Genomic DNA, 17596 nt, shown 5'->3' with positions numbered 1-17596 from the left:
TTGGTTTCGCGGTCAACTCCGGCTGTCACCTTCAGCGCATGAGTCCAGCTCGGATCGTGGTGGTGGGGACCGGATACGTAGGACTGACCACGGGCGCCTGCCTGGCGTCGATCGGTCATCAGGTGACCTGCGTCGACGTGGACGCGGCGAAGGTGGCCCGGCTCGCCGCCGGGCGGGTGGACATCCTCGAACCCGGACTGGCCGAGCTGGTCGGCCGCGGGCTGACCAGCGGGCGGCTGTCCTTCGTGGTGGGCGCGCGGACCGCGGCCGCCGGGGCCGACGGCGTCTTCCTGTGCGTGCCGACGCCGATGGGCGCGGGTGGCGCGGCCGACCTGCGCGCGGTGGAGGCGGTGACCGCCGAGATCGGCGACGTCATCCCGCCGGGCTGCGCGCTGATCACCAAGTCGACCGTGCCGGTGGGCACCTCGCGGCGGATCCGCGAGCTGCTCGGCCGGTCGGACGTGCCGGTGGTGTCCAACCCGGAGTTCCTGCGCGAGGGCACCGCGGTGGCCGATTTCCTGCACCCGGACCGCATCGTGGTCGGCTCGGACGACCTGGCCGCCGCGCACTGGGTGGCCGGGCTCTACGACGAACTGGCCGCGCCGAGCGTGGTCACCGACGCCGCCAGCGCGGAGCTGGTCAAGTACGCGGCGAACTGCTTCCTGGCCACCAAGCTGTCCTACGTCAACGCGATCGCCGAGCTGTGCGAGCGGCTCGGCGCCGACATCGAGGCGGTCACCGAGGGCATGGGCCACGACCGGCGCATCGGCCGCTCGTTCCTCAAGCCCGGTCCCGGCTGGGGCGGGTCCTGCCTGCCGAAGGACACCCACGCGCTGACCCGGATCGCCGAGGCCGCCGGGTTCGAGTTCGGCCTGCTGCGGGCGGCGATCGACGAGAACGTGGCCCAGCGCGACCGGATCATCGCGAAGATCGCCGGCGCGGTCGGCGGTTCGCTCGCCGGGGCCCGGATCGGCCTGCTCGGCCTGGCCTTCAAGGCGGGCACGAACGACCTGCGCGACTCGCCCGCGCTGGCGGTCGCGTCGGTGCTCGCCGCACACGGCGCCGAGCTGACCGCCTACGACCCGGCCGTCGGCGGCGAGCTGCCCGGCATGGTCGTGGTGGACGACCCGTACCAGGTGGCCAAGGGCGCGGACGCGGTCGTGGTGCTCACCGAGTGGGACGAATTCCGCAGGCTGGACTGGGTCTACCTGGCCGAGCTGATGGACGGCGACGCCGTGGTGGACACGCGCAACCTGCTCGAACCGCGGCGGGTGCTCGACGCCGGGCTCAGCTGGCAGGGCATCGGCCGCGCTCGGGAGGCACTGTTTCCGAGGACCGCTGTTTCCTGAGCACCAGGAACACCGCGAGCGCGCAGACCGCCACGCCCAGCAGGCCACGCACGTCGAGGGTCTCGTCGAAGAACAGGAACGCGACGAGCATGGTGGTCGGCGGGGTCAGGTAGAGCAGGCTGGACACCGAGGTCACCGAGCTGCGCCGCAGGTTCAGCCAGTAGAAGCCGTAACCGCCGAAGGTGGACAGCAGCACCAGCCAGGCGATGGCAAGCCAGAACGAACCGTTGCCCGGCGGCACCAGCTGCCCGGTGATGGCGGCCAGCGCGGTGAACACGACCGCGCTGGTCAGGCATTGGATGGTCAAGCTATCCGCTACTGGGGTGCGGCCGTCGGCCCGGCGTTCGATCAAGGTCCCGGCGACCAGGCCGAGCATCGAGAGCACCGGCAGCGCGTAGGCGATCGCGGGTGCGTCACCACCGGAAAGATCGCCGCCGACCACCAGCGCGACCCCGCCCAGCCCGATCCCCAGCCCGGCCCACTGGGCGGCCGACGCGCGTTCGCCGAGCACGAACTGGCTGAGCACGGTGGCCACGATCGGCTGCAGCGCGGCGATCAGCGCGGCCGTGCCGCTCGGCACGCCGAGGCCGACCGACCAGAAGACGCCGAACAGGTAGACGCACTGGGACAGCAGGCCGATGCCCACCTGGAGCCGGATCTCGGCGAAGCTCAGCGCCCGCCGTCTGGTCAGCCACCACCAGCCGCCGATCAGCACCGCCGCGACCAGGCACCGCCACGCCAGCGTGGTCAGGCTGCCCGCGGTCCCGGCGGCGAGCGCGGCCCCGACGAAACCGGAGCTCCACATCAGCACGAACCCGATCCGCATGCACGCCTCCCGGAAGTAAACAGAACGGTTTACCTCAACGAGGGTGGTAGACAGATCGGTGTACTGTCAAATCGTGGCTGCGGTGAAACTGACCCCGGCGGCCGAGCGCGTGCTCGAAGTCGCCGAAGAGCTCTTCTACGCCAGGGGCATCCACGCGGTCGGCGTGGACCTGATCGCGGGCGAGTCCGGCGTCACGAAGAAGACCCTGTACGACCGGTTCGGCTCGAAGGACGCGCTGATCGGCCACTACCTGCGGCGACGCGACGAGCGGTGGCGGGCGCACGTGTACGCCGTGGTCGGTGACGCGCCGCCCGCCGAGGGCCTGCTGCTCGTCTTCGAAGCGCTGGACCGCTGGATGCGCTCGATGAACCCGCGCGGCTGCGCCTTCGTCAACGCGCACGCCGAACTGCCCGACGGCGACCACCCCGGGCGGCAGGCGATCGCCGAGCAGAAGCGGTGGCTGCACGACCTCCTGCGTGACCTGGCCGCGCGTGCGGAACTGTCCTCGAAGCTGGCCGACGAGCTGCTGATCCTGCTCGAAGGCGCGACCGTCGCCGACTCGCTGAAGCTGGTGCCGGACGCGGTCCGGGCGGCGAAGCAGGTCGCCGCGGGCCTGATCGAGGCTGAGCAAAACCGTTAGCAACGCGTACTATCGGGCCTGTGTTCACGACTCGGCCGGAGCTGACCGGCACATACGGCATGGTGGCGTCGACACACTGGCTCGGCTCGGCCACCGGGATGGCGGTGCTCGAAAGCGGCGGCAACGCCTTCGACGCGGCGGTCGCGGCGGGCTTCGTGCTCCAGGTCGCCGAACCGCACCTGTGCGGCCCGGCCGGCCAGGTCCCGGCGCTGTTCACCACCGCGGGCGACCCGACCCCGCGCGTGCTCGCCGCGCAGGGGCCCTCGCCCGCGGCCGCGACGCCCGGGCACTTCGCCGACCTGGGCCTCGACCTGATCCCCGGCAGCGGGCTGCTGCCGGCGACCGTGCCCGGCGCCTGGGACGGCTGGCTGCTGCTCCTGCGCGACCACGGCACCAAGACGCTGCGCGAGGTGCTCGGGTACGCGATTTCGTACGCCGAAAACGGCGTGCCGCTGGTCGACCGCGTGAGCGCGACGATCGACCTGGTGGCGGAGCTGTTCACCGACCACTGGCCGACCTCGGCGGAGATCTGGCTGCCGGACGGCAAGTCGGCCAAGGGCGTGCACCGCAACCCGACCCTGGCGCGCACCTGGACGCGGCTGCTCGAAGAGGCCGAGGCGGTCAGCGGCCGCGAAGCGCAGATCGACGCCGCCCGGCGCGCGTGGTCGCAGGGTTTCGTCGCCGAGCACGTGGACGCGTTCTCCCGCAACGCCTTCCGCGACGACTCGGGCCGTGACCACGTCGGGCTGCTCACCGGCGACGACCTGGCCAACTGGGAAGCGACCTACGAAGACGCCGTGGTGGTCGACCTCGACGGCTGGAGCCTGGTCAAGGCCGGTGGCTGGACCCAGGGGCCCGCGCTGGCGCAGCAGGTGCTCCTGCTGGACGGCCTGCGCGACGAACTGTCCTATGTAGACGGAAAGGCCACCGCGCGCACGGTGCACCTGGCCGTCGAGGCGGCGAAGCTGGCCTTCGCCGACCGGGAGGCCTGGTACGGCGACACCGACGTCCCGCTGGACGACCTGCTCTCCCGCGAATACGCCGATCGGCGCCGCGAGCTGATCGGTGACGAGGCCAGCGGCGAACTGCGCCCCGGTTCACCGGGTGGGCGTACGCCGAAGCTGCCCAAGATCCTCGATTCCCTGCGTGACGTGACCGCCGCCGTCGGCGCGGTCGGCGAGCCGACGGTCATGCCGACCGGCGAGACCCGCGGCGACACCGTGCACATCGACGTCGCCGACCGGTTCGGCAACCTGGTCTCGGCGACCCCGTCCGGCGGCTGGCTGCAGTCCAGCCCGGCGATCCCCGAACTGGGCTTCTGCCTCGACTCGCGCGGGCAGATGTTCTGGCTCGAGCAGGGCCTGCCGAACTCGCTGGCGCCGCGCAAGCGCCCGCGCATCACGCTGTCGCCGTCGATGGCGCTGCGTGACGGCGTGCCGCGGATCGCCTTCGGCACCCCGGGTGGCGACCAGCAGGACCAGTGGCAGCTGTGCTTCTGGCTGGCGCACACCCTCGGCGGGCTGAACCTGCAGGAGAGCATCGACACCCCGGCGTGGCACACCACCGCGTTCCCCAGCTCGTTCTACCCGCGTTCGTGGACGCCGCGGGAGATCGTGGTGGAGTCGCGGCTCGGTCAGTCCACTGTGGACCAGCTGCGGTCCTGGGGGCACGAGGTCACCGACGGTGGTGCGTGGGGCCTGGGCCGGCTTTCCGCGGTATCCAACGAAAACGGCGTACTGCGAGCGGCCGCGAACCCGCGCGGGATGCAGGGTTACGCCGTGGGGCGCTGACCGGCCGGTGGACGCGGTCGAACGGGTGCGGGCCTGGCTCGCCGATCGGGACGTGGTCGAGGACGACGGCGTGTGGCTCGCGCGCGGTGAAGTGCTCAGCGCGGACGAGGTCGCCCACGAATGGGCGCGGGAACTGCTCGAAGAGCCCTATCTGAACCCCTACGCGCGGCTGCTGCTCGGCTTCGGGCTGCTCGACCTGCTCGACGCGTACCCGGTGACGGTGGAGATCCGGCGGGCGCTCGATCCGTCGCTCACCGGCGAGTTCTGGGCGAACTACCGGCTTCGGCTGGAGGCGCCGAAGCCGCCGGAGGCGATCCTGGAATCGCTGTGGACGGACCTGTTCGTGGACGAGGACACCGCGCCGGAGGCCTTCGCCGAAGTGCTGGGCAACGACCTCCGGCTGCTGCACACGCCGGGCGAACTGCGCCGGGCCCGGCGGGTGCTGACCATTTCGGCCCCGGTGCCGTGGACAGCGAAGGACCGGGCCTACCGCTATGCGGCGACCCGGCCCGACCTGCGCCCCGCTCTGCCTCGTGAGTGGGAAGGGCCGCCGGAACAGCCCTGACCACTCACGACCCCCCTCAGGGTCGGCGAGCGAGCTTCGCGGCGCGTGCGTACCGGTTGTTCGCGGGCAACCAGCACAGCACCACCGCGGCCAGGCCGGTCGCCACGGCGACCCAGCCCAGCGGACCCACCGCGCCCGGTGGGTAGTCGGCGATGACCAGCAGGTGCGTCAGCACCATCAGCACGGAGCCGATGGTGATCAGCACCCGCGCCCAGGTGGCCGCCTTGCTCGCGCACAGCGCGGCGACCAGCAGCCACACGGCGAGGAAGACGGCGAACCCGCCACGAGCGGCGAGGCTGCTCGCGCGGGAGTCGATCATTCCCTGCCACAGCGCGCCGGACAGCTCCTCGGCCTCGGCGGCGCTCAGGCCGGACGGCAGGCCGAGTTCGGGGGCGAGCTGGTCGAACACCGAGCTGACGTTCTCCGCCGCCAGTTCGGCGCCGCCCGCGAAGACCAGCACCGCGCCGGCCGCCGCGGACAGTGCGGAAACCACGGTGGTGACCAGCAGGGCGGACAGGGTGGCCGGGCGCCGGGGCGGGGCCGCGGGTTCGGCCGCGGTCAAGGGCAGGTGGGTCACGGGCGTGTTTCTCCTGACGAACATGGGAACTCGGGCAGCCTCCGGCGGCGGGCGAAATACTGGCACGCGGCGGGTGGGCTTGAGAAGCAATTGTCGGAAGTAATTTCCAGATTTGTTGAAGTGGCGCGGGGATCAGTTTCCGCAGGTCTACACTCCGCCCCATGAATCGGTTGCTCCAGAGTCCGCAATCGTTGCTGGACACCACGATGGATCAGCTGCGCACGTTGATCGCGGTCCGTGATACCGGGACAGCGCTGGGTGCGGCCCGGGTGCTCGGCCGCGCGCAGTCCAGCATCCAGAAACAGCTCGACACGCTCAATCGCAATTTCGGCGAGCTCTGCGGCGAGCCGCTGGTGGTCAAGCAGGGCCGCGGGCAGGACGTGCTGTTCACCGAGACCGGCAAGGCGATGGTGGAACGCGCGCGGCGCACGCTCACCGACTGGCTCGACGAGATCGACGAAGGCCGCCGCCGCGCCGGGGAAACGCTGACCGTCGGCACCACCCGGTTCACCCTCGGCTTCGTCACCGACGTCAGCGAGAAGATCGCCGGCGAGCTTTCCCGGCTCGGCGTTGAGCTGCGCTTCCTGCACCTGCGCACCAAGGACCTGCTGCCCGCGCTCGCGGACAAGCGCGCCGACGTGGTGTGCGGCAGCGTGGTCACCTCCGGCGGTGAGGAACTCGCCGGGTGCGAGGTGCTGGAATGGCGCCGCAGCGGGCTGTCGGTGATCACGAACCTGCCGGAAACCCAGCTGCCCGGCCAGGTGCTGCACGCGAGGGAACTGCACACGCTGCCGCTGGTGGTCTCCGCGACCGGGCTGATCGCCGAGGTCCTGCGTGGCTGGTTCGGCTCCGGCTACCGCGAAAAGCTGGACGTGGCCGCCGAGATCGACACGCTGAACTACGGGTTCGAACTGCTGCACTCCGGGCTGGTGCGCGGCTGCATGCTGGTCACCCGCGGCATCGGCGAAGCCGCGGGTGACGGGCGGATCCCCGAGGGCGGCGGCCTGCGCGTCATTCCGGTGGTCAACGACGTGGACCCGCGACTGGAAGTGCTCGTCGGCGCATTCGCCCGCCGCGGTGAGTCCTCACCCGCGGTGAAATTGCTCTGGGACGCATTGCTGCTCCAGCATTCGGAATGGCGGGAATGACGAATGCGGCAGTTTCTCCGGGAATAGCGTCAACCTCGGTCGAGTGCGCGCCTGAATCGTCATGAACAGCACGAACGCATTCGGCGTGCCGGGTGCGGCCACGCCGCGGGTCATCGAGGTCCGAGCCGGGGCTGGTGGCGGGGTCCGCGTACGGCACACGTCGTAACCCAACAGCCGCTTTTGAACGGACGCGCTGGTCCATCCGGTGCCGTAGCTTCCTAGGAGTGGTGACGGGGAGTCGAACATGCAGGCCGGGCTGGGCCGATCTGGTCCTGACCGGGCTGGTGCTGGTGTTCGTGGTGGGGTTCACCTCGGCCGCGTCGCGGTGGCAGTCGGAGGGGGAATCGGCGGCCGAGCCGTTCCGCCCGCTGGACGCGCTCGGGTACGGCTGGCTGGTGGCCGCGGTGCTGCCGCTGCTGCTCGCGCGCCGGTTCCCGATCGTGGTCTTCGGCCTGTGCTCGGCGCTGGCGGTGACCTACTACTGGTCGGACTACCCCGGCGGCCCGATCAGCGTGACCTCGGCGATCGCGTTGTTCGTGCTGACCGTGGTCCGCGGGGTGCTGCCGGGCGCGATCGCGGGCGGCGGGCTGCTGGTCACGTTGTACGTGGCCCACGTGGTGTCCACCGGCAACCCGGTGCCGACGCCCGCTTCGGGCGCGCTGGCCGGGGCCGCGGTGGCGATGGTCGGCATCGGGGCCGCGATCCGGGCGCGCCGGGCGGCGACGCGGGCCGCGCAGGACCAGGCGCGTGAGCACGAGCAGCGGCTCGCCGAGCAGGAGCGGCTGCGGATCGCGCGGGAGGTGCACGACGTGGTCGCGCACAGCCTGGCGATGATCAACGTGCAGGCCGGGGTCGCCGTGCACGTCGCCGACCGGCGGCCGGAGCAGGCGAAGGAGGCGCTGCTCAACATCAAGGAGGCGAGCGCGTCGGCGCTGGTGGATCTGCGGGCCACGCTCGCGGTGCTGCGCTCGGGCCAGGAACGCGGCCCGGTGCAGGGGCTGGCGCAGATGGACGAACTGCTCGAGCACGCCCGCGCCGCCGGGCTGACCGTGCGGGTGCACGGCAGGCCGGGCGACCTGCCGGCGCCCACCGACGGCGCGGCCTACCGCATCCTGCAGGAGTCGCTGACCAACGTGGTCCGGCACGCCAACCAACCCTCCATTGTGGACATCCATTTCGGACGGCCGGGTGGGCGGCTGGAGCTGCGGGTGCGGGACGACGGCATGGGCGCGACACCGCCGCGGCTCGGCAACGGGCTGCGCGGCATGCGCGAGCGAGCCGACGCGCTCGGCGGCAGCATCGAGGCGGGACCGGTGGACGGCGGCGGTTTCGAGGTCCGGCTGCGGTTGCCGGTCGGCGGGGACGGGAGGGACGGCGAATGACGATCCGGGTGGTGCTGGCCGACGACCAGGCACTGGTGCGGGCCGGGTTCCGGGTGCTGCTGGAGACCGAGGACGGGTTCGAGGTCTGCGGGGAGGCGGGCAACGGCGCCGAGGCGGTCGAGCAGGCGGTCGCGCACCGGCCGGACATCGTGGTGATGGACATCCGCATGCCCGGCACGGACGGGTTGGAAGCCACCCGCCGGATCACCGCGAACCCCGAGCTGGCGGGGGTGAAGGTGCTGGTGCTGACCACTTTCGACGTGGACGAGTACGTCTACGAGGCGTTGCGCGCGGGGGCGAGCGGGTTCCTGCTGAAGGACACCGAACCGGTCGAACTGCTGCGCGCGCTGCAGGTGATCGCGTCCGGCGAAGCGCTGCTGGCGCCGACGGTGACCCGGCGGCTGATCGCCGAGTTCGTCGGGCGGCCGGAGCACCGCAAGGTGGACACCGGGGCGATCCACCAGATCACCGAGCGGGAGCGCGAGGTGCTGGCGCTGGTCGCGGGTGGGCTGTCGAACGACGAGATCGCCGAGCACCTGGTGATCTCCTCGGCGACCGCGCGCACGCACGTCAGCCGCATCATGACGAAGATCGCCGCACGGGACCGCGCGCAGCTCGTGGTGCTGGCTTACGAGTCGGGCCTGGTCAAACCACGGAGCGCTCACTAAACGTCACAAAGCTCACGTTGAAAACGCTGCGGTTACGCCATTGGAGCGATATGGTCACTTCGGACAGTAGTTCGATCATGAGGGGACCGATCCGCCATGGCCGCGTGGCCGTCTCTCGACAGTGAGCAGCAGCAGGAGACGCTGGAGGAGCTGACGAGCACCGTGCTCGCCGCGCTCCCGGCGCGCTGGCAGCAGCTGGCGATCGAATACCGCCAGGTCGGCACCCACATCGACGTGCGAACCGGGCTGACCGGGGAAGACGGCGAGACCGAGGTGTGGAACCCGCCGACCGAGGCCTGGCACCGCTTCCAGGACCTGCGGGGCGGCATGTACCGCGAAGGCGAAGGCACCTGGTTCGGCGCGCGGTACGTGCTGGACGCCGAGGAGCGGTTCAGCATCCAGTACACCGAGCGGCAACCCGCCTTCCGGGAACCCCTTGGCGAACACGACGTCGCCGCCGAACAACACGACTTCCCCCGCGACGACGCCCACATGCCCGACTGGTACCGCCACGCCCTGACCCCCACCGCCGCCGCCTAACCCCGAACCCCACGTTCGCGCACCCGAGTTCCACGTTCCGGCAGCCGAGTTCCACACTCCGGCAGCCGAACCTCACACTCAGGCACCCGAGTTCTGCGTTCAGGTAGCCGAGTTCGACGTTCGGGTCGCCGAGTCGCACGGTCGCGGACGCGAATTTCGCGCGCAGGCAGGCGAGTTCGGCGGCGGAGTAGGTGAATCTCAGCTTCGCGAACGCGGCACTCGCCTGCCTGAGTGTGAGGTTCGGTTGCACGAGTGTGGAACTCGGGCGCCCGACGTGGGGTTCAGGTGCCTGAACGTGGGGTTCGGGTGCCTGAACGTGGGGTTCGGGTGCCTGGAGGTGGGGTTCGGGTGCGCGTTCCTGGGCTCACCCGTTCGGTCGACTACCTCGCCTGGATGGCCGCCCACACGCGGTGCGGGTCCAGGTCGACCGGGCGCGGGGGCGGGTCCGGGCGCGTGCGCCGCAGCAACACCTGCTGTACGAGGGTGCTCCGGTGCCCGCCATCGACGACGTCCCGCCAGAAGACGTGGTCCTCCAGCTCGTCGAACAGCGGCTCCTCGGTCCACCCGCCCACCGTGTCCACCACCGACCGGTGCACCAGGTACCCGCACCCCAGGTACGGCAGCCGTCGCAGGCGGCGGGCTTCGGCGGGCAGGGCGGCGACCAGGCCTTCGACCGGATCGCCGACCAGGCAGTGCGCCACGTCCGTGCCCGGCTCCAGCAACCGCTCCACCAAATACGGCGAAGCGCGCAGACCGGCATCGAGCACCAGCAACCAGGGCGCGTCCGAACGTTCCAGCAGTGCGTTCCGCGTGAACCCGCGGCCCAGCGCGAATTCGTGTTCGAGCACGTCGTACGGCCGAGCCGCCGAACTGGTCAGCGCGCCGTCCTCACCGACCAGCAGCCGCCGCGGCAGCACCGTGCCGTTGAGCAGGTCGGTCGCCAGTTCGATCGGGTCCGGCTCACCCGGCCGTCGCACCAGCAGGACGTCGACCGGTCCGCGCGCGGCATCCGGGAAAACCGGCGCTCCCGGGATCCACCGCCGCGTGGCTGCCCGCCGGGCGTAGCGGATCCGGTCGACCGCCATCGCGCACGCCGCCGCGTCCGACTCGCCCGAAGGCCCCTGCGGACCAGGCGCGAATCGCACGTCCCACGAAGGCGTGTCCACCGACAGCGACTCCGCCGCCGACCGTGAACCGACCGCGAGCCGCGTCAGCGGCGTTTCGACCAGCTCCGAGGACCCGGTCACCAATCCGTCGGCCAGCTCCATCAGCATCCGCGCCGACCCCGGCAGGTCCAGCTTGGTGCGCACGAAGTCGTACCCAGCGAGCCGCAGGTCCCGCTCCCGGGACGGTTGCGCGACCAGCGCCGCCGCCGCGGCACCCAGCGCTTCCGGCCGGGCGACCACCAGGTGCTCACCGGGGACCGCGGGCTCCAGGTCCGCCGACGGCTCGGTCAGCGCCACGCACCCGTTGCACATCGCCTCCAGCACCCGCACCCACTCCAGCGCGACCGTGGTGCCGCGGTGCAGGTTGAGCAGCGTCCGCGAGTTCGCCAGGTGCTCGTGCTTCGCCGAACCGGGCAGGAAGTCGACCCGCGGCGGGCCCATCATCTCGTGCGGTGGCACGAACAACCGCGAGCGCACGCCGTCGAGGTCACGCCAGTACGACCCGATCAGCTTCGACCGCCGCCGCTCCTCGGTGCCCAGGTAGGTGACGTCGACCTCGCGCGGGCTGTCCGGGTCGCCGCCCCAGCGGTCCCACAGCGGGGTGTAGCCGAGCTGGAAGTGCTCGACGCGGTTGCCCTGCCGCCGGAGTTCCGCGGTGGAGTCCAGGTTGATGTCCACCCCGCAGGCCAGCCGCGGCACGAACCGCGCGGTCCGCTCGAACGAGAGCGTGCCGGGGTGCTCCACGCAGAAGCCGATCGTGCGGGCCAGCTGCTCCGGCGACGGCTGGAGGTGTTCCGGGGTGACGATGAAGTACTCGTGCGGCACGATCACGTAAACCGTGTCCGCCCGCGGTTCCGGGAACCGCCCGGCCGCGGTCCGCACGCGCCCGCCCGACCGGCGCACGGCGTCGGCGACCACGTCGAGCAGCTCGTCCATGAAGACCGAGCCGCCGATCCCCGAGACGAAGCACAGGTCCGCCATCAGCGCGCGGTCCGCTTCCGCACGGCTCGCAGCGGCGCGGTGACGCGCCAGCTGATGGTGGCCTTGGTCGCCTCCAGCTCGTTCGCCAGCTCCGCCACCTCGGCCGCCAGCTGGGCCGCGCGTTCCTCGTCCTCCGGACCGGCCGGCGCGCGGCGGACGGGCATCGGCTGCCCGGCCAGGCTCAGTTCGGCGTCGAGCAGGGTCAGCCGCAGCCGGTCGCGCTCGCCGCGGAGATCCGAGAGCTCGGCACGCAAGGTGTCGCGCTCGGCGCGGGCGGCGGTGGTCTCCTGCCGCAGGGCCTCGGCTTCGGCGCTCTTCTCACGCGCCTGCACCTCCGCCTCTTCGGCTCGCCGGGTCAGCGACGCGAGGTGCGCCTCGGACCGCTCGCCGTTCAGGGTCTCGGCCAGCTCGTCGCGTTCCCCGGTGACCTCGGCCAGCTTGGCTTCGGTCTCGGCGAGCTCGGTGCGCAGACGTTCGCGCTCGGCGGTGTACACCTCGCGCTCGGCACGCAGCCGGGTCAGCTCGGCCCGGACCGGTCCGGGCAGGGTGCTGAATTCACGGTCAGTCATCATCAGTCCCCAAGGATTCCAGCACCTGCGAGTACTCCGCGGCATATCCCGCCGGATCGAGCCAGTCGGCCAGTTCGGCGAACGCCCGCGCGGCGATCTCGGCCCGCTCCCGCGCCGGCGTCTCCAGCGCGCGAAGCAGGGCCACGGTCAGCGCGTCGACGTCGTTCGGCTCGAACAGCCAGCCCGTCCTGCCGTCCGCGACGATCTCCCGCGCGCCGAACACGTCGCTGGCCACCACCGGCAGCCCGACGCACATCGCCTCCAGGATCGACCGCGGCAGCGACTCCAGGTCCGAGCTGTTCACGAACAGGTCCGCCGCCTGGAACCACGGCACCGGATCGCGCTGCACCTCGACCAGGTTCACCCAGTCGCCGAGACCCATGCGGCGCACCAGTTCCGCGGTGGCCCGGCCGTACTGCGATTCGTGGTAGCCGACCACGGTGAGCAGCACTTCGGGATGCCGCCGCCGCACCCGGTCCATCGCCGCGATCAGCCCGGCCTGGCCCTTGCGCGGTTCCATGATGCCGACGTTGAGCACCACCAGCGCGTCCGGCGGCAGGCCGAGCCGCTCGCGGGCTTCGTGTCGCACCCGGCCGCTGGTCCGCCCGTCGAATCGGACCATCGGCGAGCCGTAGCGGATGGTCCGGCCGCGGTGGGCCGGGCTGTACCGCTCGTACATCTCACGGGTGGCGTCGGCGACGAAGGTCAGCTGCTCGGCCTCGCCGAACAACTGCTCCCAGCGGGCGCGCACGGTCGGGTTCATGCCCGACCGCCAGGTCTCGTAGGCGAAGGTGCCCAGCGGGAAGCTCTCGTGCACCGCCCAGGTCACCGGCAGCCCGGCGCGCCGGGCCGCGTCCACGCCGGGGAACGCGGTGATCGTGTTGACCAGCGCCACGCTCGCGCCGGAGGTCTTCGCGATCAGCGCCAGCTCGGCGATGTGGCCTTCGTAGGCGGCCACGGTGTCCACCTGGTACGGCCGGGTCAGGTGCACGTCGATGCCGAGATCGGCGCAGTCCTGCCGCAGCGGCCCGTCCACCGGCGTCACCACGGTGACCCGCCAGCCGTGCTGCTTGACCAGCCCGTTCAGCAACTCCTGCAGCCACAGCTGCCCGCCGCCGAGGTTCAGCCCGTGCGCGAAGACCAGCACGTGCCGCGGATCGGCCTCGGTGTGCACGCGGGTCAGCAGGCTGCTCGACCGCGTGCGCAGTTCGGCGGCCAGCTGCTCGTCGTCGGTGTCGCGCGCGGGATTGCGGACCGTGCAGTACCGCGCGGGCGAGGTCCATTCGCCGACCTCGTGGTGCCGCAACCGCACGCGCAGCGAGACGCGGTGCTCGGCGCCCGGCGGCAGGTCCAGCGCCACGCGGGCCTCGAAACCGCAGGTGCCCGCTTCGCCGTACTTCGGGAAACCGCCCGCCACGTCGGGACGCGGGATGCGGATGCGCGCGCTCACCGGGGCCGCGCCGTCGACCAGCACCTCGGCGAAGCTCGGCGCGTACCCGTCCATCAGCGCCCAGCCGCTGACCGGCAGCACGTCACCGGGCACCACGAACTCGGCGGGCGGGTGGTCCAGTTCGAAGTGGACTCTGGGACCGTCGCTCACAGGTCCGCCTTCAGCGTCGCGCCGGCGTCCTTGACCAGCACCATCACGTCCTGGTGGCGGTCCCACGCGGCCTCGTCGTACCCGGCCAGCCGCAGGTCGGGCGCCTCCAGCGCCCGCTGCACGGCCCAGCCGGGGGAGCTCAGCGAGATGCCGTACCCGTCGTAGCCGGCGTAGTCGTTGTAGCCGAAACCGCAGGACTTGTACGCCGCGAGCACCCGGTCGACGGCCCGCGCGTCCAGGCCGTACTCCTTACCGGCTTCGGCGCGCATCGCCATCCGGCGGCCGTGCGTGGTGACCACGGCGACGCCGCCGGGAGCCAGCGCGCGCGAGAAGTACCGCAGCAGCGGGCCCCACTGCGGGGCGTCGAGGTGGGTGAGGACCGAACCGCACCAGATCAGGTCCACGTCGGTGACCTGCTCGATGTGGTCGGGGTCCGGGGCGCCGGTGACCGCCCGCGCGCCGAAGGCCTCGGCGCAGCTGGACAGCGCGGCCGGGTCCATGTCGCACGCGATCAGTTCGGTCGACGGGAAGGCGGCCCGCAGCGAGCGCAGCACCCGGCCGTAACCACAGCCGAAGTCCAGCAGTCGCTTGGGTTCCGGCCGCCCGGTGACGTGCAGCGCGGCGAGCACCGCGCGCAACGCGTCACGGGAGACGCTGAAGTAGTGCTCGGTGCTGCCGTCGTACATGCTGTCGCCGTCGACGATCGTCGTGTTCACGCCCGCCATCACGCGCGCGACGGTCTCGTCCAGCGTTTCGCTCATCTCTCCACCCCTGGTAGTTCGTCCCGCACGGCCACGGCTTCGGCCAGCCGCTCGTGCCAGGCCGCCCGTATTGTGCCCACTGCCTCTTCGGTCGGGGTGCCCCCGTGCACCCCGATGGCCTGGAACCGGGCTTCCCGGCCGACCGCTTCGTCCACGTAGTCCGGTGCCACGCCGAGCAGCGCGCCCAGCCAGGCGGCCACGTCGCGGACCGTGCTCGACGGTCCCGCGCCCGGCCACGCCAGTCCGGCGAGCCGCTCGGCGGTGAGCAGCAGGCCGCGTGCCACCACGGTTCCCGGGTCCGCCTCGGTGAACCGCCATTCCAGGTCGATCGGCCGCAGTTCGCCGTCCTCGGTGACGATGATGTTGTGCGGCAGCAGATCCCACAGCGCCGGGCCGAGTTCGCCCGCGTGCTCGTGGACCAGATCGCGCCAGGCACCCAGCAGTTCCGTGGCGGCCCAGGGTTGTTCGGCCAGCACGCCGACCATGGTGGGGCCGTCGTGGATCGGATCGGTCCACGCCTGCACCGAGACCGGGCCGTCGCCGTCCGGTTCGAGCAGCGGTTCACGCCGGACCTCGTGCCTGGTCACCTCGGCGCCGGTGCACCAGCGTGCCGCGCGATCGGTGTTGAAGTACTTCGCCAGCCTGCCGTCCGGCCACAGCGGGGAATCGCCGGAAACCGTGGCCAGCACGAGGAAGGCGTTCGCCGCGTTCTCGGCCTGGCCCGCTTCGACCAGTTGTGCCCACACCTTCGCCTCGTCGACCGGGCGCGGGGCGTCGAACCCCTCGTCGGCACTGGGCAACCGCGGCAGCTCGATGGCCAGCCGCGGCTGGGTCTCCAGCAGTTCGCGGTCGAAAACCACCCGGGCACAACGGAAATCGGGGAAGCAGCCGAGCACGCGCACGGCGTCGAAACCGGCTTCGCGCAACAGGCGTTCCAGTGGACGCCGGGCGAGCAGCCGGGCGGGACCACCGAACGGATGGCCTTCGATGGCGTCCCAGCGGCGGCCGGTGTGCCGATCCGGGGCACCGGCGAGGTTCCGCACGCCGAACTGGTTGTCCACGGCCAGGCACAGCGTGCCGCCGGGCGCCAGCCGCTCGCGCGCGGTGCGCAGGAACGCGGCCCGTTCACCGGGAGCCACCAGTGTTTCCAGCATTTCCGCGGCGACGACCACGTCGTAGCGGCCCTCGGGCAGACCTTCGAGCACCCGCACTCCGGGCAGCCCGGCGGTGCGGTCGACGATGATCTTCGCCAGCTCGGCGTCCGGCTGGACGGCGTCCACTTCGGACACCGTCTCGGCCAGGTACCGGGTCAGCGAACCGCTGTCCGCGCCGAGGTGCAGCACCCGGGCGCCGGGCGGGAGGTCCAGCGCGCGCAACAGGTTCGCCCGGCCGCGGTCGAGGTGCCGCCGCTCGCCGGGCTCCCTGGCCGCGAAGTGCAGTTCGTCGCTGAGCGCGGACCGGTCCCCGGCCCTGGCCACGATGGCGCCGGCCAGCGCCGTGGTGAGCCGGGAACCCACCGCCGCCCTCAGCTCGTGACGGGGAAGTTCGCCAGCGTCGCGATGACCTGCCGCTGGTAGCTACCGCTCATCGAGGCCTCGGCCTCCTGCGCCGGCGACGGCAGCGGGTCCAGCGAGACGTGCACCTGGATCAGCACGTCCTGCGAGGTCCACACGCCGTAGTAGGCCGCCTTCTTCTCGTTGACGTCCTTGTAGAACTGGACGTCCGACGGGATGTTCTCCAGCGGGTCCTTGACCGCGATGAACTCGAGGTCGTCGAACCGGCCGGTGATCGCGGCCAGCGCGCTCTGCGCCTTGTCCGCGCTCGGCAGGCGGACCGCGGTGATGGAGAACCTGTCCGGGTACGGGCTGTTCGCGTCGGCGCCCTTGACCGAACCGCGCCAGGCGGCCTCGGTGGCGCCGTTGGTGTTCAGCGCGGACACCACTTCACCGTCCATGATGGACTTCTCGCCGAGCTGCGCCAGCTCGATCTTGCCGCTGCCGCCGTCGGCCGTGCCGGGGGGCGCCGGGATGCGCTCGATCAGCGGCGCGCTCGGGTCCACCGCCTTCGGCGTGCTCTTGACCGGCGGGGCCGGGCTGGGCGGCGGGGCCTGCGCGCCGGTGGACTGGGCCACCGGGGGTGTCGGCTGCGGGTCCTCGTCGCCGGAGAACAGCAGGATGCCGCCGGTGACCAGGCCGCCGACCACCAGCAGGGCGACCAGCGCGAGCAGGGCCACCTTGCCGCCCTTGCCCTTGCCGCTGGACTCCTCGAACAGTTCGGGGCCCTGGCGGGTCCACTCCGAGCTCGAGGTGGGCGCGAGCGGCGGGAACTCCGAGCCGCCCCACGGCGGGCTCAGGTCGCCTTCGGGCTGGTTCCAGCCGGGCTGCTGCTGGGGGTGCTGCTGCTGTTGCGGGTGCTGCTGGGCGAAGCCGCCCGAGTGCGGCCCCTGCTGCTGCGGGTACCCGGGCTGCGCGAAACCGCCGGCCGGCGAGTTCTGCTGCTGCTGCGGGTAACCGGGCTGCTGGTAGTTCGGCTGCGGCGGCGCCTGGGTCTGCCAGCGCGGGACCGCCTGCGTGCGGTCGACGGCGGGATCGGCGACCCCCGGCGAGACGATCTGCGTCGCCTCGGCGGCGCTCGGCTGCGGCACACCCTGCGGCGGGCTGACCGGCGCGACCACCTGCGTGGCGTCCGCACTGCCGGGCTGCTGCTGGGGCTGGAACATCGGCGACTGCTGCGGTTGCCCGCCGTAGGGCTGCTGCTGCGGCGCCTGCGGGGATGCCGGGTTCTCACCCGGCGCGACCGCCGAGGAGAGCACCTGATCCCGGCGAACCCGGTAGTCATCGGCGGAAAGCCGGCCCGAGGCGAGTTCCTCGTCCAGCTTGCGGAGCTCCTCCTGCCAGGACACCCTCTGGCCCCTCTCTTCCGGCGGTGCGGATCTTTTTCGCGGCCGCCTGCGACTACTGGTGCGGTGACCTGCGCCATTGTGCACGCCCGGGTGACCGGCCCTCGGATCGGGCCGGACTTCCATCGGGTGACA

The 17596-nt window shown here is 71.9% G+C and carries 16 protein-coding genes; 8 read left to right on the top strand and 8 right to left on the bottom strand.

The window, feature by feature from the left end:
• Window positions 1–38 precede the first annotated feature (38 nt).
• Entirely contained in the window at window positions 39–1349 is a 1311-nt protein-coding gene (locus JOM49_RS05855; RefSeq protein WP_209663335.1) for a UDP-glucose dehydrogenase family protein, read from the top strand.
• Here JOM49_RS05855 and JOM49_RS05850 read toward each other — a convergent pair.
• Window positions 1288–2175 carry a DMT family transporter gene (locus JOM49_RS05850; RefSeq protein WP_209663334.1) on the bottom strand — a complete coding sequence of 296 codons (888 nt, stop codon included), beginning with the start codon at window positions 2173–2175 and terminating at the stop codon, window positions 1288–1290. The two genes, JOM49_RS05855 and JOM49_RS05850, sit on opposite strands and share 62 nt — an antisense overlap.
• Before the next feature lie 70 nt (window positions 2176–2245).
• Between JOM49_RS05850 and JOM49_RS05845 the strand changes: the two genes are divergently transcribed.
• Genes JOM49_RS05845 through JOM49_RS05835 form a run of 3 tightly spaced genes read left to right on the top strand, consistent with a single transcriptional unit; the run spans window position 2246 to window position 5170 of the window.
• Window positions 2246–2815: a TetR/AcrR family transcriptional regulator gene (locus tag JOM49_RS05845; protein ID WP_209670858.1), complete on the top strand. Its 570-nt coding sequence runs from the start codon at window positions 2246–2248 to the stop codon at window positions 2813–2815.
• A 20-nt stretch (window positions 2816–2835) separates the two neighbouring features.
• Complete coding sequence (locus JOM49_RS05840) at window positions 2836–4605, top strand: gamma-glutamyltransferase family protein (protein WP_209663333.1); 1770 nt, start codon at window positions 2836–2838, stop codon at window positions 4603–4605.
• A 7-nt stretch (window positions 4606–4612) separates the two neighbouring features.
• Window positions 4613–5170, top strand: coding sequence for a hypothetical protein (locus JOM49_RS05835; protein ID WP_209663332.1), 558 nt, complete (start codon window positions 4613–4615; stop codon window positions 5168–5170).
• 16 nt (window positions 5171–5186) lie between these two features.
• Here the strand turns inward: JOM49_RS05835 and JOM49_RS05830 are convergent, their stop codons facing one another.
• Complete coding sequence (locus tag JOM49_RS05830) at window positions 5187–5747, bottom strand: hypothetical protein (RefSeq protein ID WP_282772237.1); 561 nt, start codon at window positions 5745–5747, stop codon at window positions 5187–5189.
• A gap of 161 nt (window positions 5748–5908) precedes the next feature.
• Here JOM49_RS05830 and JOM49_RS05825 point away from each other — a divergent pair, with 161 nt between their 5' ends.
• From JOM49_RS05825 to JOM49_RS05810, 4 genes are all read left to right on the top strand, one after another.
• On the top strand, window positions 5909–6895 hold the full coding sequence (locus JOM49_RS05825) for a LysR family transcriptional regulator (RefSeq protein ID WP_245369238.1): 987 nt from the start codon (window positions 5909–5911) through the stop codon (window positions 6893–6895).
• Between the two features lie 224 nt (window positions 6896–7119).
• Window positions 7120–8277, top strand: a complete 1158-nt coding sequence (locus tag JOM49_RS05820; protein ID WP_308158660.1) for a sensor histidine kinase — start codon at window positions 7120–7122, stop codon at window positions 8275–8277.
• Window positions 8274–8945 (top strand): response regulator, encoded by a 672-nt coding sequence (locus tag JOM49_RS05815; RefSeq protein ID WP_209663331.1) that lies wholly within the window; start codon window positions 8274–8276, stop codon window positions 8943–8945. Before JOM49_RS05820 ends, JOM49_RS05815 begins: the two co-directional genes overlap by 4 nt.
• 96 nt (window positions 8946–9041) lie before the next feature.
• Window positions 9042–9485 (top strand): hypothetical protein, encoded by a 444-nt coding sequence (locus tag JOM49_RS05810; protein WP_209663330.1) that lies wholly within the window; start codon window positions 9042–9044, stop codon window positions 9483–9485.
• Window positions 9486–9865: 380 nt separating this feature from the next.
• Here the strand turns inward: JOM49_RS05810 and JOM49_RS05805 are convergent, their stop codons facing one another.
• Genes JOM49_RS05805 through JOM49_RS05780 form a run of 6 tightly spaced genes read right to left on the bottom strand, consistent with a single transcriptional unit; the run spans window position 9866 to window position 17464 of the window.
• Window positions 9866–11632 carry a glycosyltransferase family protein gene (locus JOM49_RS05805; protein ID WP_209663329.1) on the bottom strand — a complete coding sequence of 589 codons (1767 nt, stop codon included), beginning with the start codon at window positions 11630–11632 and terminating at the stop codon, window positions 9866–9868.
• Window positions 11632–12201 (bottom strand): hypothetical protein, encoded by a 570-nt coding sequence (locus JOM49_RS05800; RefSeq protein ID WP_209663328.1) that lies wholly within the window; start codon window positions 12199–12201, stop codon window positions 11632–11634. Before JOM49_RS05800 ends, JOM49_RS05805 begins: the two co-directional genes overlap by 1 nt.
• Window positions 12194–13801, bottom strand: coding sequence for a glycosyltransferase family 4 protein (locus JOM49_RS05795; RefSeq protein ID WP_282772230.1), 1608 nt, complete (start codon window positions 13799–13801; stop codon window positions 12194–12196). Before JOM49_RS05795 ends, JOM49_RS05800 begins: the two co-directional genes overlap by 8 nt.
• Complete coding sequence (locus JOM49_RS05790; RefSeq protein WP_209663327.1) at window positions 13798–14562, bottom strand: class I SAM-dependent methyltransferase; 765 nt, start codon at window positions 14560–14562, stop codon at window positions 13798–13800. The genes JOM49_RS05795 and JOM49_RS05790 overlap by 4 nt, the downstream gene beginning before the upstream one ends.
• Window positions 14559–16079, bottom strand: coding sequence for a class I SAM-dependent methyltransferase (locus JOM49_RS05785; protein WP_209663326.1), 1521 nt, complete (start codon window positions 16077–16079; stop codon window positions 14559–14561). The genes JOM49_RS05790 and JOM49_RS05785 overlap by 4 nt, the downstream gene beginning before the upstream one ends.
• 8 nt (window positions 16080–16087) lie before the next feature.
• Window positions 16088–17464 carry a flagellar basal body-associated protein FliL gene (locus tag JOM49_RS05780; RefSeq protein WP_209663325.1) on the bottom strand — a complete coding sequence of 459 codons (1377 nt, stop codon included), beginning with the start codon at window positions 17462–17464 and terminating at the stop codon, window positions 16088–16090.
• Between the last annotated feature and the right edge of the window lie 132 nt (window positions 17465–17596).

The organism is Amycolatopsis magusensis (genome assembly GCF_017875555.1).
GTDB classification, from domain to species: Bacteria; Actinomycetota; Actinomycetes; order Mycobacteriales; family Pseudonocardiaceae; genus Amycolatopsis; species Amycolatopsis magusensis.
This window is presented reverse-complemented; position numbering and strand designations above follow the sequence as displayed.

Excerpts from the sequence above, each read along its gene's own strand:
- JOM49_RS05825 (WP_245369238.1), top strand. The coding sequence starts at position 5,909 with ATGAATCGGTTGCTCCAGAGTCCGCAATCGTTGCTGGACACCACGATG.
- JOM49_RS05790 (WP_209663327.1), bottom strand. The coding sequence starts at position 14,562 with ATGAGCGAAACGCTGGACGAGACCGTCGCGCGCGTGATGGCGGGCGTG.
- JOM49_RS05800 (WP_209663328.1), bottom strand. The coding sequence starts at position 12,201 with ATGACTGACCGTGAATTCAGCACCCTGCCCGGACCGGTCCGGGCCGAG.
- JOM49_RS05850 (WP_209663334.1), bottom strand. The coding sequence starts at position 2,175 with ATGCGGATCGGGTTCGTGCTGATGTGGAGCTCCGGTTTCGTCGGGGCC.
- JOM49_RS05810 (WP_209663330.1), top strand. The coding sequence starts at position 9,042 with ATGGCCGCGTGGCCGTCTCTCGACAGTGAGCAGCAGCAGGAGACGCTG.
- JOM49_RS05855 (WP_209663335.1), top strand. The coding sequence starts at position 39 with ATGAGTCCAGCTCGGATCGTGGTGGTGGGGACCGGATACGTAGGACTG.
- JOM49_RS05815 (WP_209663331.1), top strand. The coding sequence starts at position 8,274 with ATGACGATCCGGGTGGTGCTGGCCGACGACCAGGCACTGGTGCGGGCC.
- JOM49_RS05805 (WP_209663329.1), bottom strand. The coding sequence starts at position 11,632 with ATGGCGGACCTGTGCTTCGTCTCGGGGATCGGCGGCTCGGTCTTCATG.